Below are 13,875 nucleotides of genomic sequence, written 5' to 3'. Positions count from 1 at the left end.
TGTCGCAGATCAGTAGACGCCAACCTTGGATTGTGGATGTGCGGATACCGACAACAGATTGAACACATAGGCCGCGACCGAGCGGAAGCAGACGATGTGGAATGCGCCATCATCGTCCAGCCAGAAGGCCGCGGCGACCTGGGCCATGCGGGTGCGGCGGAACTGACCGGGCTTGAAGGCCTCAGCCGACATATCCACCGGGCAGATCTTGGCCAGAACCTCGCGGGCGCCATCGCCGGACAAGCGGAACACACCGCGCGCGTCCGACACATTGACGGCCAATGCGTGCTCGCCCTTCAGTGCCTCTGCCAGATCAACGACCTTGGCGTCAACCACCTCGTAAGGAACGAGCAGCAACAATTCGTCTGGCGACATCCATGCCACCCCGCCCTCAGCCGAGAGCGACACGTGACCGCTGGCAGGAACATCTGCCCCGGTGGCGGCCTTCACGGCCGCCTTCAGGGTGTCAGATGCCAGATCGCCGCGCAGGGTAATCATCCCCTGCAGACCGCTGTCCTCGACCTGTGCCAGGCCGGAGAACTTCGCACCATTCATTGCGCTGACAGGATCAGACATTCTGCTTTTCCCCTTCCTTGTCGTAAAAGACCTGATCAACGATCTTGGCCTTGTAGATTTTCCCGTCGGTGCCGGGGAACTCTATGACCTCACCCATGCGGCTGGGGCCATGCTTGACCAGGCCCATGGCAATGCCACGCCCCAGGTTCGACGAATAGTAGGTCGAGGTCACACGACCGATGGTGTTCTTCTGGCCATTGGCGTTGACGCCATTGCCCACCGCATAGGCCCCATCCGGCAGGACAGATCCGTCAACGGTTTCCAGACCCACCAGCTGCCAACGGTCGGGGTCGGCCATATGGCTGCGGGAATGGGCGCGCTTGCCGAGGAAGTCTTCCTTCTTCTTGGACAGCGCCCAGTTCAGGCCCAGATCCTGCGGAATGACAGTGCCGTCGGTTTCATCACCAATCATGATAAAGCCCTTCTCGGCCCGCAGGATGTGCAGACATTCGGTGCCATAAGGCATCACACCGAATTCCTGACCCGCTTCCATCAGCGCGGTCCAGAACGCCAGACCGTCAGAGGCAGCGACCGCGATCTCGTAGGACAGCTCGCCCGAGAAGGAGATCCGATAGGCCCGCGCCTTGAAGCCGCCGATCTCTCCGTCGCGCCACTCCATGAAGGGCAGCGCTTCCTTGGACAGATCCATGCCACCGCCTGCTTTTTCGTTCAGCTTTTCCAGCACCTTGCGGGCGTTGGGGCCAACGACGGCGACCTGCGCCAGCTGTTCGGTGACATTGGCAACATAGACTTTCCAGTCCCACCATTCGGTCTGCAGCCATTCTTCCATGTGTCCATGGATGCGCTCGGCGCCGCCGGTGGTGGTGTGGCACAGCCAGGTGTCTTCGTCGATACGCGCAACCACACCGTCGTCGATGAGGAAGCCGTTCTCGGAACACATCAGACCATAGCGACATTTGCCCGGCTTCAGTGTCGACATCATGTTGGTGTACATCATGTCGAGGAACTTGCCTGCATCCGGTCCTTTGACAACCAGCTTGCCAAGGGTCGATGCATCTAGCAGGCCGAGGTTGTCGCGGGTGTTCTTCACCTCGCGGTTCACCGCGTCATGCAGGCTCTCGCCAGAGCGGACATAGGCGAAAGGACGGCGCCACTGGCCAACCGGTTCCCAATCCGCCCCGTTGCTGTCGTGCCAGTCATACATCGGCGTCTTGCGCAGCGGCTGGAAGATCTCACCGCGGGCTTCGCCGCCGATCGCACCCATCGAAATCGGGTGATAGGGCGGACGGAAGGTGGTGGTGCCCACCTGCGGAATTTCAGAGCCGAGCGAGTCCGCCAGAATGGCCAGACCGTTGATGTTGGACAGTTTGCCCTGATCGGTCGCCATGCCCAGCGTGGTGTAGCGCTTGGTGTGCTCAACGCTTTCAAAGCCTTCGCGCGCTGCCAGCTGCACATCCGACACTTTGACGTCGTTCTGATAATCCAGCCAGGTTTTCATGCGCAGCTTGATGTCGGCCTTGGCAGGCATCAGCCAGACAGCTTCCATCGCGTTTTCTTCAGGCGCCTCGGCGGCAGGTGCATCACCAACCTTGGGGGTGAAACCCGCGGCATTGGCAGCCGCTTCACCGGCGGTCTGCGCGTCATGCAGCGCATCGGCAAGACCTGCAGCGCCATTGGCGGCACCGGCAGCAATGACAAAGCCATTGCCATCCGCACCCAGTGGCGGACGCTCGGGATCGGGGCGGAAGTTGGCATGCGCCTCATCCCAGATCAGCTTGCCGCCGCAATGGGACCACAGGTGGACCACTGGCGACCAGCCACCGGACATCGCGACCGCATCGGCCTCGACCTCTTCCTGCGCACCGCCCTCGCCGTTCTGAGCGCAGATCGCCACGCCAGTGACACGCTTGCTGCCTTTGACCTTGGCAATGGCGCGGCCACATTCGACACGGATGCCCAATGCGCGCACCTCTTCCATGAGGCTGCCGCCACCGCTGTCGCGGGTATCCAGCACGCGGACCACCTCGACACCGGCACCATGCATCGCAATGGCGGTGCGGTAGGCGTCGTCGTTGTTGGTGGCAACCACAACCTTCTGGCCCGGGGTCACACCCCAGTTCACCGCATAGTCGCGCATCGACGCCGCCAGCATGACGCCGGGAATGTCGTTGCCTGCAAAGGACAGCGGCCGCTCGATCGCACCGGTTGCGGTGACAATCTGGCTGGCCCGGATCCGCCACAGGCGGTGGCGCGGACCACCCTGCCCCGGTGCGTGATCGGTCAGACGTTCATACCCCAGCGCATAGCCGTGGTCATAGACGCCTGCGCCCATGCAGCGATCGCGCAGGGTGACATTGTCCATGCCGCGCAGCTCTTCCAGGGTTTTCTCAACCCAGGCACCCGGCTCCATGCCCTCGATGGTGCCGCCATCAACCGGCGCGCGACCACCCCAGTAGTTGTGCTGCTCAAGCAGCAGAACCTTGGCGCCGGACTGTGCTGCCACCTTGGCAGCCTGCAGACCAGCCACACCACCACCAATCACCAACACATCGGCGAAGAAATAGAAGTGCTCGTAGGTGTCTGCATCCTTCAGCTCTTTGTCCGGTGCTTTGCCCAGACCAGCAGACTGGCGGATGATCGGCTCGTAGACGTGTTTCCACAGCGGACGCGGGTGGATGAACATCTTGTAATAGAAACCCGCCGTCAGGAAACGGCCAAGCTTGTTGTTGATCGCCAGCACGTCAAAGTCGAGGCTGGGCCAGTGGTTCTGCGACTGCGCCGACAGACCCGAGAACAGCTCGGTCGTGGTGGCGCGCTGGTTCGGCTCAAAACGATCGCCGGTGCCCAGACCCACAAGCGCATTGGGCTCTTCGGGGCCCGCAGCAACCAGACCACGGGGGCGGTGATACTTGAACGAACGACCGACCATCATCTGGTCATTGGCCAACAGGGCAGAGGCCAGCGTATCGCCCGCATAGCCCTTCATCCGCTTGCCGTTGAAGGTGAATTCGATCTGTTTGGAGCGGTCGATCAACCGGCCGTTTTTGGCAAGGCGCGTGCTCATGTGGCGGACCTTTCGCAAGAGAAGGCGACAGAAAGGAAAGAGAGGCTCAGGCGGATCATTTCACATCCCGCCATGTCCAGTTCGGACGCTTTTCAGAAATCTTGTCCTGGATTTCCTTGGGCGGCTCGGTGGTCTGGGCACTGTAGGTGCCAAAGACTTCCAGCGTCATGGTGCAGCGCGCAGCGTGGAACCACTTGCCGCAACCATTGGCATGGCGCCAGCGCTCGAAATGCACGCCCTTGGGGTTTTCGCGCATGAACAGGTAGTCGTGGAACTCTTCGTCCGACGAACCGGGGCCAAAACGCTTCAGATGCGCTTCGCCGCCAGCGGCCAGTTCGGTTTCTTCGGCTTTGACACCGCAATATGGGCATTCAAGGATCAGCATCGTGCGGACCTCTCCAACTGGGGGCCAAGGATTTTGGACAATCCCTGGCAAAATTCTTCCAAGAATTTTGCGACGGTGCGCGGCATCAGTGCGCCACACCCGCTGCAACGCTCTCATCGATGAACTTGCCTTCCTTGAAGCGCATCATCGAAAACTCTTCGGCCAGCGGCGAGTGGCCCGTGGCCATCAGCTCCGCCATCGCCCAGCCAGAGCCGGGGATCGCCTTGAAGCCGCCGGTGCCCCAGCCTGCGTTGACAAAGATGTTGTCCACCGGCGTTTTGGAGATCAGCGGCGAGCGGTCGCCGGTCACATCCACGATCCCGCCCCACTGGCGCAGCATCTTCAGGCGGCTGACCATCGGGAAGGTTTCGTTCAGCGCGCGCACGGTTTCCTCGATATGGTGGAAAGACCCGCGCTGGGTGTAGTTGTTGAAACCGTCGGTACCACCACCGATCACCATCTCGCCCTTGTCGGACTGCGACATGTAGCCATGCACGGTGTTCGCCATCACGACCACATCCATGCAAGGTTTGATCGGCTCGGAGACCAGGGCCTGCAGCGCCACGGATTCAACCGGCAGACGGAAACCCGCCATTTCGGAGAGATGCGAACAGTTGCCCGCAACCACCATGCCCAGCTTGTCACAGTCGATCGCACCTTTGGTGGTGTCGACCCCGACCACACGACCGTTTTCGGATCGCACGCCGGTGACTTCGCATTTCTGGATGATGTCCATGCCCATCGCAGAACACGCACGGGCATAGCCCCAGGCCACGGCATCATGGCGCGCGGTGCCGCCACGTTCCTGCCACAGGCCACCCAGAACCGGATAGCGCGGGCCTTCAAGGTTGATGATCGGCACCAGTTCCTTGACGCGGGCAGGCTCGATCCATTCGGTCTGTACGCCCTGCAGCGCGTTGGCATGTGCGGTCCGCTTGTAGCCGCGCACTTCGTGCTCGGTCTGGGCCAGCATGATGACGCCACGCGGCGAGAACATCACGTTGTAGTTCAGATCCTGGCTCATCGTCTCATAGAGAGAGCGCGCCTTCTCGTAGATCGCCGCAGAGGGATCCTGAAGGTAGTTGGAGCGGATGATGGTGGTGTTGCGCCCGGTGTTGCCGCCGCCCAACCAGCCTTTTTCCAGAACGGCGACATTTGTGATGCCGAAGTTCTTTCCAAGGAAATAGGCAGTGGCAAGACCGTGGCCACCAGCGCCAACGATAATAACATCGTAGCGGCGTTTCGGTTCAGGAGAGCGCCAGGCGCGTTCCCATCCGGTGTGGTAGCGCAGCGCCTCACGCGCGACAGCAAAGGCAGAATAACGTTTCATGGGCGAATCCGATGGTTCGAGACTGTTACCGGGTATGCCCCAGACGCATGCCAGGCCTGCGCCGTTTATCGTCGCATTTATGTATGGTTGCGACATGCGCGCCGTAAACCGGTCGTAAAGCTGTTACAGATCAGCCGGCCGGTCCAACCCGGCCCGATCACCGCCCCCCTTGCGCCCCCAAACGGCCACTCCACTGACCACCCAGATGACGCTCTGGGCGGCGGCCCTGTCAGCAACAGGACAGCACGCCGCAGCGTTTAGGTCTTTTTTCCGCCCCCCTGCAGCTATACATGGGGAACAAACTGCGGGAGCCCCCATGACTTTCTGGATTGTCATCAGCCTCATCACCCTGGCCACAGCCGGTCTGCTGTCTCTTGTTCTGATCCGGGGGCGCGACAGCGGTGGACCTGCGGCAGCCTATGATCTGGCCGTCTATCGCCAACAGCTGCGCGATGTTGACAAGGATCTGGCGCGTGGCGTCCTGCAGGAAAGCGACGCAGAGCGCATCCGCACCGAGATTTCCCGCCGCATTCTGACCGCCGATGCACAGATGCGCGCCGCCGCCGAAGGCAAGGCACAGCCCAAAACCGCAAGCAGCATCATGGCGGCTCTGGTGGTGGTGGGTGTCTCTGGCGCCGTCTACGGGCTCTATTCCACCCTGGGCGCCCCCGGCTACAGCGACCTTGGCCTGCAACAGCGCATCGCCGCCGCCGCAGAGCGCGCGGCAAACCGTCCAAGCCAGGCCGAAGCCGAGGCAGATCTGCCCGCCTCCCCCCCGCGCGAGGTTGAGCCGGGCTATGCCGAACTTGTCCAGCAGCTGCGCGACACCGCCAATGCGCGCAAGGACGACGCCCAGGGTCAGGCCCTTTTGGCCCAGCACGAGGGCAACCTTGGCAATTTCTCTGCCGCCGCGCAGGCCAAGGCAAATTATATCCGCATCATGTCCGGCGATGTAGAGGCCCGCGATTTCGGCGAGCTGGCAGAGCTGCAGATCATGGCCGCCGGTGGCTACGTCTCGCCCGAGGCAGAGGACGCGCTGCGCACTGCGCTTACGCTTGATCGCTACGACGGTGGTGCCCGCTATTACTGGGGGCTGATGATGGCACAGATTGGCCGTCCGGATATCGCCTATGAGGTCTGGAGCGAAACCCTTGCAATGGGTCCGGCCAACGCCCCTTGGGTCACCGCCATCACCGCCCAGATCGAAGACATCGCGTTCCGCGCCGGTGTGGATTATACCCCCATCGAACCCGGCAGCGCCCCGGTTCCTGGCCGTGGCCCCGCCATTTCTGGCCCCAGCGACGCCGACATCGCCGCCGCACAGGACATGAGCGCAGAAGACCGCGCCGCGATGATCCGGGGCATGGTCGAGGGGCTGTCTGACCGGCTCGCCACCACCGGCGGCACACCGCAGGAATGGGCGCAGCTGATCGGCGCATTGAGCGTCCTGCAAGAAACCGACCGCGCCCGCGCGATCTATGCCGAGGCACAGAAGGTCTTTGCCGACACTCCCGACGCTCTCGCCCCCATCACCGCCGCCGCGCAAAGCGCAGGACTGACAGAATGATCTATGACGACTTCGAGGCCTTCGCGGCCGCCGTTCCCTCCCTTAGCCCCATCGCCGGTCTCGATTTTGGCGACAAGACCGTTGGCGTTGCCATCTCTGACCGGATGGGCACCGTCGCAACCCCGCTGGAAACGATCCGACGCAAGAAATTCACGCTGGATGCCGAAAAGCTCTTTGAGATCGTGAAGGCCCGCGAGATCGGCGCGCTGCTTCTTGGGCTGCCACGCAACATGGATGGCACCGAAGGCCCCCGCTGCCAGAAAACCCGCGCCTTTGCCCGCAATCTCAGCCAGCTCACGGATCTGCCCATCGGCTTTTGGGACGAGCGTCTGAGCACAGTTGCCGCGGAAAGAGCGCTTTTGGAGGCCGATACGAGCAGAAAGCGTCGCTCTGAGGTTATCGACCACGTGGCAGCCTCCTATATCCTGCAGGGGGCGCTTGACCGGATGCGCCATCTGAAAACAGGTTAAGGCGGGAACAACGACATGAGCCAAGACGTCTGGAAACGCGACGAAGTGCAATCGCCCTGCATTCAGATCTGCGTGGTCCACCCCGAGGCCCGGATCTGTACCGGCTGCTATCGCTCTATCGATGAGATCACCCGCTGGTCAAAGATGACCAATGAGGAACGCGCAAGCCTGCTTGAACAGCTTCCGGCCCGCGCAAGTGACCTGACCAAGCGCCGCGGCGGGCGCAGCGCCAGACTGAAGCGTGGCTGACGCGGCGCAGGCGCTGATGTTGCGCGATGGCCCTATCTGGCTGATCGGGCTGGAAAATCCCGCCCGTTACATCAGCACCGCCTGTTAACACATTGATAATCATGCGGAACGCGTGTTGACCCATTGTTTCGCACGCGAAACATTCGGACAGGTTTGCTGACCTATGCCAGCCAGCCTGTGTCCCGGTTGGTCCAATCCGCCAGTTCAGGCCGGAAATAGGCAATCATGCGCCCCTCTTCCGGTGCGCTTGCCCCCTCGCCCCAGGGGGCAACCCCATGCAGACAGAGGCGGTGCATCAGATAGGCCTCTCCCGGTTTGGCCGAAACCGTCACACGCGGACAGGTTTCAAACACCTCTGCGCGGGCTGCAGTATAGGCATCCGTCACATCCACATCTGCCCAGCTGGACCGCGGCGTATCGCCAAAGGCGGCGGCAAAGGCACGGCGCATAATGTTATGGCTGCCCTCCCAGACCACGAGGGGAGACGCATCTTCACTGGCTTGGTTCAGGGGCAATCCCAAGACCCAGGCATGGGGCTCCTCCACCTTGCGGCGGCGATGTTCACCATACATCTTGACCCCATCCACATGGGCGGCGTCCCGTTTGATCCGGTAGCGCAGCGCCGCTTCGCCTTCGCCCGGACGGGGGCGCGGATAGCCGGGAAACACCGACGACACCTGCGCCCGGTGCAAGGGAGGTATCGCGCCCAGATGGGTGCGGATGAATTCGATCGCGGGCCCCGCCAAGGCCGGGCCACCGGGCAGCTGACCGGAGCTGTCATTGGGCAACGCATCAACGCCGATGAACCAGGTGCCCTCGCATTGCAGCCAGTCGGCATTGGCGGGATCCTTCAGCGCGGCCATCCCCGCCTGATGCGCGTGTCTGGCCCAATCGGCGGTTGCCTTATCCGGGCCAAAGGCGCACCAGCCCTTGTCACAAAACTGCTGCCACTGCATCACCGGCTCCTGACGTTCAACCACTCCATGCCGCCAGCCTAACGCCAGCGGTCCGCCCGATCAGAGCCCAAGCGACTTTCGCAGCATGTTTAGCGCCACAAGGATCAGGAAAATCGCAAACACCCGCTTGAGCGGTTTGGGATCCATTGCATGGGCAAGCTTTACCCCCCAGGGGGCCGTAATCAGCGTCATCGCAATGACCACGACAAAGGCCACCAGATTGACCGCCCCGACGGTCAGCGGCGGGCGCGCAGCCGCATCAATGGGCAGGAACAGAAAGCCGATCACCGAAGGCACCGCGATGATCACACCGAACCCCGCAGCCGTGGCCACGGCGCGATGAATGGGCGTTGCGTGCAGGCTCATCAGGGGCACCCCGAAACTGCCACCACCAATCCCCATCAGCACCGACAGGAACCCCACCATCGGCGACAGGACAATCCGGCGCAGACCCTTGGGCATTTCACTGCCCAACCGCCAGTCTGCACGACCAAAAGCCATGTAGAGACCAATCACCAGCGCAAGCACCCCAAACAACGCCTGCAGCGTGGTGGAACGCAGCGACGCCGCAACCGTCACACCGATGATGGCGCCAACCGCAATCCCCGGCCCCCAGCCGCGCAGGATATCCCAGTCGACTGCACCTTTCTTGTTATGGCTCAGGACCGAGCGCACCGAGGTCACGATGATTGTGGCGAGCGATGTCGCCAGGCACATCTGCATCAGCTGGTCGCCGCCATAACCAAGGGTCTGGAACACATAGAAAAATGCAGGCACCAGAACGATGCCACCGCCCACGCCCAACAGCCCGGCCAGGACGCCTGCGACCGCACCCGTCACCACCAAGAGCCCGGCCATCTGCGCCAGCAGCCCCGGCGTCATGGCAATTGCGCTCTCGCTCATCAGGGGGGAAATCATCGCCTGCATCTCGGTCTCCTCTGGCGCGGATCTTGCCGCTGTCGGTCTGCTCTTTGCAACGTCGCTGGCCCGCCATCACCGGTGCCAAGCGACCTCTGCCCGACCAACTGGCCGGGCCGCTGCCCTGCTTGTTGTGGTGATATAGCCGGATTGCGGCACATGGCAGTCTTTTTCTTGCGTCACACGCCGCTGTGACCCCGGTTTCCTGCCCTGTCCCAAATGCGCGCGCCCCTGACAGGCGCCCCCCGACAGTCTTGCCGGATCAGTCGGGCCGGATCAGTCTTGCCGGATCAGGCCGCCTGCCCGGTCACCTGCTGCAGCGCCGCCTCGACCAGTTCGGTGCCCGCGCCCGAACGGCTTGCGCCCTCAGACAGAACCCGACGCCAGTTGCGCGCACCCGGACGGCCGGCAAACAGCCCCAGCATATGGCGCGTGATCTGATGCAAGCGGGCACCTTTTGCCATCTCATCGTCGATATAGCCGAGCATCTGCGCAACCACCTCGACCGGATCGCTCACCTCTCCCGTGCCAAAGATCCGCGGATCCGCCGCACAAAGGATATCGCTCGGCTGATGATAGGCCGCACGGCCCACCATGACCCCGTCCAGACCGCGATCAAGATGCTCAACCGCCTGATCAAGCGAGGTAATCCCCCCGTTGATCGAGATATGCAGCGCCGGAAACTCTGCCTTCATCTGATGTACGATGTCATAATCCAGTGGCGGAATATCGCGGTTTTCCTTGGGGCTCAGCCCCTTGAGCCAGGCCTTGCGCGCGTGGATCGTCACCCGCTTGCACCCAGCCGCAGCAATTGCCGCGATAAAGCCCGGCAGAACCTCTTGCGGGTCCTGATCATCCACACCGATGCGGCATTTGACGGTCACCTCGACGTCGACCTTGGCCTGCATGGCCGCCACACATTCGGCCACCAGATCGGGAGATTTCATCAAAACCGCCCCAAAGGCCCCGGACTGAACCCGGTCACTGGGACAGCCGCAGTTGAGATTGATTTCATCATAGCCCGCCTGCCCCCCAAGGCGCGCCGCCTCAGCGAGCTCTGCCGGGTCCGAACCACCAAGCTGCAGCGCCACCGGGTGCTCTTCGACCGAGTGATCCAGCAAATGCAACGCGCCCCCCCGCACCAAAGCCGGCGCCGTCACCATCTCCGTGTAAAGCAACGCCTCCCGGCTCAGCAGGCGATGCAGATAACGGCAATGGCGGTCTGTCCAATCCATCATTGGCGCAACCGACAACCGGGAACTTCTCCAAATATCTGATTTGATTAGCTTTTCGCTCATATCGACACCAGTTTTACGGCCAATGTTGGACCTGATTATTGCGTATTTTCGCCCATTCTGGCACGTTGTCCCAACAAATGTTGGGATGTTCTACGCAATGTTGGGACCATGGGATCAGTAACAGAACGCAAGCGCTTGGACGGGTCGGTCGGCTATCTCGCACAAATCGACCTGAAACGAAACGGCAAAAGATTTCGCGACAACCGCACCTTTGAGAAGCGATCAGCCGCTGAAGCCTGGATCAAAAAGCGTGAAAAGGAGGTCAAGGCCTTTGAAGGTGACTTCCTAACATTGAAGCAGCGAAACAAGACTTTGGCAGATGCGATCGACCGCTACGTTCTCGAGAGCCAACGGGAGATTGGTCGCACGAAGGCGCAAGTACTCAGAACCATTAAAGAATACGACATTGCGAGCTTGAAGTGCGCAGATATCGTCAGCCCTGATATCGTCTCGTTTGCTCAAGAACTAGCGATTGGCAAAGAACCAGCAACTGTCTCAAACTACCTCAGCCACCTAAGTTCCATTTTCGCCATCGCAAAGCCTGCTTGGGGTGTTCCACTAGACGGTCAAGCGATGAAAGATGCGATGGTTGTCTGCAACCGTCTCGGATTGTCCGGCAAGTCAAGGAAACGAGACAGGCGCCCTTCCCTGGCCGAACTCGACGCATTGCTAGACCATTTTCAGGTTGCGACGGCTAGCAACCCTCGGGCTTTGCCCATGCACAAGATTGTTCTCTTCGCCCTTTTCTCCACTCGGAGGGAAAGCGAAATCACTAGGATCCTACGCAGTGATTTGGACCCAGAGTATGGCCGGGTGTTCATCCGAGACATGAAGCATCCTGGCGCAAAGCTTGGCAATGACGTCTGGTGTGATCTTCCTCAACGAGCGATGGACGTCGCCTTGTCCATGCCTCTCAGCCCTGATGGCCGGGTGTTTCCGTTCAACCCCGATACCATTTCCTCGAGGTTCACGCGCGCCTGCAAAGTTCTCGATATCAGAGATCTGCGGTTCCACGATCTACGCCACGAAGGCGCATCACACTTGTTCGAGTTGGGCTACTCAATTCCCCAAGCGGCCGCCGTAACCGGTCACCGCTCGTGGTCCTCCCTACAGCGATACACTCACCTTCAACAAACGGGGGATAAATTTGAAGGATGGAAATGGGTCAGCAGGATAAACTGAATTTTCAACGGCCTCACCACCCCACAAATAAGCACCCCTCTGTTAGAAGAGCAAACATCCCTGAGAACCGAAACAAAAAGCCATGGTTGAGCAAGCGTGGCTCCCATCACCCTCTCATATCCGTGCAACTAGGCAGACGAGCAGAACATAGCCTCACACTAGGCTATTGCGTGAGGGCCAATAAGGATATGATGGAGCTTAAAAACTCATCCGGCCCACGGAGGAAGCAAGCATGAGTTCGCCTTTAGAAATCCATAGTTTGACATGGAATGTGACACCCGACCTTCTGGGCATCTTGGATCATGGTGGTTTCTTCGTTGAAACCAATCCCGCATGGCAGCACACACTCGGTTGGGAGCCGCAAGAAATCAAGGAAAGAACCTTCTTTGATTTTCTGCATCCGGATGACATCTCAAACAACGCGAAAGCATTTACTGAGATCAAGACCGGCAAGCCGATCCTAAATTTTGAAAACCGCTACCGCCACAAAGACGGAACGTATCGCTGGCTATCATGGAATGCCGTGCCCGAAGGAGAGAATTTCTTTTGTAGTGCACGAGACATTTCTGTCGCCAAGCAGAATGCCGCCTCACTTCAGTCTAGAGAGCAGGAAGCAGCTCTGAGAGAGCAATTCGTAGCAGTGCTCGGACACGATCTCCGTAATCCACTCAGCGCGATACGGTCGGCAGCCAACATTATGAAGCGAGAAGAGCAATCGGAGCGAACAAGCGAGATGCTTGAAGCAATTGATGGTGCCGTTGATCGGATGGCGGGACTGATCTCAGATGTAATGGACTTTGCCAGGTCAAAACTCGGGAGCGGCCTTGATGTATCCACAACGCAGCGGATTAACCCAGGCGAGGTCATTCAACAAGTTATCGACGAAGTTTCGCTGGCAAACCAAGATCGAGAAATTATCCAAGCGCTCGATTTTGATGACTTCATATACGGCGACGAAACCAGACTTGCACAACTTGCCTCAAATCTACTGGCAAACGCGATCACACATGGCGCCGCAACCTCTCCGGTGTTTGTTGAGCTCACCCACCGAGACTGTTGCTTGGAATTAAGCGTCGCGAACGCGGGCGAACCGATACCACCCGATAAGCTGAAAACGATTTTTGAACCTTTTTACATGGCTGAGCCTGGCGAGCAGAACAAAGGACTCGGTCTTGGGCTTTTCATAGCCTCGCAAATTGCCGAAGCGCATGGCGGAAAGATGTCCGTGGACTCGAACAACTACAGGACCGTCTTTAGGTTTTCCATGCCAACCCAAAGACCATAGAAACTGAAAACCCGCAGCGTGGGAAACCACACTGCGGGTCCTCTGAACAAGAAATTTGCGGAGCAATCTCAACGCTGAGAGGAACGCTGCTCAACGCTCTTGTCCGGAAAAGCAACCCCAGAAAACAAAGAGGAGGCATCTTCGTAGGTACCAGTTCCCCTTCCAATTGACAACAATCGCCAAGCCTGTTTTCAAACCGACGTTCAGTAAGGCAGTGTCGGCACATCCCATTGCCAAGATGTACGCCAAGCTCTCCTTGTTGCCCGTGTTTTGCTAGAAGGAACCAAGACCTTTGGTTTTGTCCAACCATTTGAAGATACCATCTGGTATCATCGCAGTCTCGTAAGCTGACGCTATTCGGAACACCTTGCCCCCCCCCCATCGAGAGTTGTCTCAAGTCGAACAACCGGAGCAATGCTGGCGGAAATAAAACTACGAAAAGAACGTCTGTCTGCCTCCCGTGCGCTTTTCGAAGCCCCACAGAAAGGGTCCTCAACCAACCGATCAGCGCCTGTCAGCTAAGATACGACCAACACTTTCCAACTTCCCTGCATTACAGCGCGCTGTTGCGCGCCAGCCTGTTGATTGTCACTGAGAACTGACCCGGTATTTTCACCGAGATTTGACCCACCCT

General features: G+C 59.8%; 12 protein-coding genes. 5 read left to right on the top strand and 7 right to left on the bottom strand.

The annotated features are described in order from the left end of the window. Positions 1-9: 9 nt before the first annotated feature. From NIT7645_RS01965 to NIT7645_RS01950, 4 genes are all read right to left on the bottom strand, one after another. Positions 10-576, bottom strand: coding sequence for a sarcosine oxidase subunit gamma (locus tag NIT7645_RS01965; protein WP_008562620.1), 567 nt, complete (start codon positions 574-576; stop codon positions 10-12). Then, positions 569-3,601 (bottom strand): sarcosine oxidase subunit alpha family protein, encoded by a 3,033-nt coding sequence (locus NIT7645_RS01960; protein ID WP_008562792.1) that lies wholly within the window; start codon positions 3,599-3,601, stop codon positions 569-571. The genes NIT7645_RS01965 and NIT7645_RS01960 overlap by 8 nt, the downstream gene beginning before the upstream one ends. A 55-nt stretch (positions 3,602-3,656) precedes the next feature. Then, entirely contained in the window at positions 3,657-3,986 is a 330-nt protein-coding gene (locus tag NIT7645_RS01955) for a sarcosine oxidase subunit delta (protein WP_008563085.1), read from the bottom strand. A gap of 85 nt (positions 3,987-4,071) precedes the next feature. Continuing rightward, positions 4,072-5,316: a sarcosine oxidase subunit beta family protein gene (locus tag NIT7645_RS01950; protein WP_008562504.1), complete on the bottom strand. Its 1,245-nt coding sequence runs from the start codon at positions 5,314-5,316 to the stop codon at positions 4,072-4,074. Between the two features lie 316 nt (positions 5,317-5,632). Here NIT7645_RS01950 and ccmI point away from each other — a divergent pair, with 316 nt between their 5' ends. The 3 genes from ccmI to NIT7645_RS01935 are packed head-to-tail and all read left to right on the top strand — an operon-like array spanning position 5,633 to position 7,602. Beyond that, the gene (ccmI, locus tag NIT7645_RS01945; protein WP_008561015.1) at positions 5,633-6,883 is read left to right on the top strand and encodes a c-type cytochrome biogenesis protein CcmI; all 1,251 of its coding nucleotides are present in this window, start codon (positions 5,633-5,635) and stop codon (positions 6,881-6,883) included. Further along, a complete protein-coding gene (ruvX, locus tag NIT7645_RS01940) occupies positions 6,880-7,353 on the top strand; it encodes a Holliday junction resolvase RuvX (protein ID WP_008562904.1) in 474 nt (157 codons plus the stop codon). Before ccmI ends, ruvX begins: the two co-directional genes overlap by 4 nt. 15 nt (positions 7,354-7,368) lie before the next feature. Further along, a complete protein-coding gene (locus NIT7645_RS01935; protein WP_008559362.1) occupies positions 7,369-7,602 on the top strand; it encodes a DUF1289 domain-containing protein in 234 nt (77 codons plus the stop codon). Between the two features lie 161 nt (positions 7,603-7,763). Here the strand turns inward: NIT7645_RS01935 and NIT7645_RS01930 are convergent, their stop codons facing one another. The 3 genes from NIT7645_RS01930 to dusA all read right to left on the bottom strand — a co-directional run bounded on the left by NIT7645_RS01930 (position 7,764) and on the right by dusA (position 10,774). Then, complete coding sequence (locus NIT7645_RS01930; RefSeq protein WP_008560844.1) at positions 7,764-8,558, bottom strand: hypothetical protein; 795 nt, start codon at positions 8,556-8,558, stop codon at positions 7,764-7,766. 60 nt (positions 8,559-8,618) lie between these two features. Continuing rightward, positions 8,619-9,485, bottom strand: coding sequence for a sulfite exporter TauE/SafE family protein (locus NIT7645_RS01925; protein ID WP_008560225.1), 867 nt, complete (start codon positions 9,483-9,485; stop codon positions 8,619-8,621). 281 nt (positions 9,486-9,766) lie between these two features. Beyond that, positions 9,767-10,774, bottom strand: a complete 1,008-nt coding sequence (gene dusA, locus NIT7645_RS01920) for a tRNA dihydrouridine(20/20a) synthase DusA (RefSeq protein WP_037302274.1) — start codon at positions 10,772-10,774, stop codon at positions 9,767-9,769. A gap of 108 nt (positions 10,775-10,882) precedes the next feature. On the opposite strand from dusA, the gene NIT7645_RS01915 reads away from it, so the two are divergent. Together NIT7645_RS01915 and NIT7645_RS01910 are read left to right on the top strand one after the other, a co-directional pair. Next, positions 10,883-11,956 (top strand): site-specific integrase, encoded by a 1,074-nt coding sequence (locus NIT7645_RS01915; protein WP_046212186.1) that lies wholly within the window; start codon positions 10,883-10,885, stop codon positions 11,954-11,956. A gap of 232 nt (positions 11,957-12,188) precedes the next feature. Beyond that, complete coding sequence (locus NIT7645_RS01910) at positions 12,189-13,241, top strand: PAS domain-containing sensor histidine kinase (protein ID WP_050685957.1); 1,053 nt, start codon at positions 12,189-12,191, stop codon at positions 13,239-13,241. Positions 13,242-13,875: the final 634 nt, after the last annotated feature.

The sequence above is a fragment of the Phaeobacter italicus genome, assembly GCF_001258055.1.
Classification (GTDB): domain Bacteria; phylum Pseudomonadota; class Alphaproteobacteria; order Rhodobacterales; family Rhodobacteraceae; genus Phaeobacter; species Phaeobacter italicus.
The sequence above is the reverse complement of the archived record's forward strand: the minus strand, read 5'-3'. Positions and strand labels throughout refer to the sequence as shown.

What these genes read in the sequence shown, in the direction of transcription:
- NIT7645_RS01965 (WP_008562620.1), bottom strand. Translation starts at nt 576, where the DNA reads ATGTCTGATCCTGTCAGCGCAATGAATGGTGCGAAGTTCTCCGGCCTG.
- NIT7645_RS01960 (WP_008562792.1), bottom strand. Translation starts at nt 3,601, where the DNA reads ATGAGCACGCGCCTTGCCAAAAACGGCCGGTTGATCGACCGCTCCAAA.
- NIT7645_RS01955 (WP_008563085.1), bottom strand. Translation starts at nt 3,986, where the DNA reads ATGCTGATCCTTGAATGCCCATATTGCGGTGTCAAAGCCGAAGAAACC.
- NIT7645_RS01950 (WP_008562504.1), bottom strand. Translation starts at nt 5,316, where the DNA reads ATGAAACGTTATTCTGCCTTTGCTGTCGCGCGTGAGGCGCTGCGCTAC.
- ccmI (WP_008561015.1), top strand. Translation starts at nt 5,633, where the DNA reads ATGACTTTCTGGATTGTCATCAGCCTCATCACCCTGGCCACAGCCGGT.
- ruvX (WP_008562904.1), top strand. Translation starts at nt 6,880, where the DNA reads ATGATCTATGACGACTTCGAGGCCTTCGCGGCCGCCGTTCCCTCCCTT.
- NIT7645_RS01935 (WP_008559362.1), top strand. Translation starts at nt 7,369, where the DNA reads ATGAGCCAAGACGTCTGGAAACGCGACGAAGTGCAATCGCCCTGCATT.
- NIT7645_RS01930 (WP_008560844.1), bottom strand. Translation starts at nt 8,558, where the DNA reads ATGCAGTGGCAGCAGTTTTGTGACAAGGGCTGGTGCGCCTTTGGCCCG.
- NIT7645_RS01925 (WP_008560225.1), bottom strand. Translation starts at nt 9,485, where the DNA reads ATGCAGGCGATGATTTCCCCCCTGATGAGCGAGAGCGCAATTGCCATG.
- dusA (WP_037302274.1), bottom strand. Translation starts at nt 10,774, where the DNA reads ATGAGCGAAAAGCTAATCAAATCAGATATTTGGAGAAGTTCCCGGTTG.
- NIT7645_RS01915 (WP_046212186.1), top strand. Translation starts at nt 10,883, where the DNA reads ATGGGATCAGTAACAGAACGCAAGCGCTTGGACGGGTCGGTCGGCTAT.
- NIT7645_RS01910 (WP_050685957.1), top strand. Translation starts at nt 12,189, where the DNA reads ATGAGTTCGCCTTTAGAAATCCATAGTTTGACATGGAATGTGACACCC.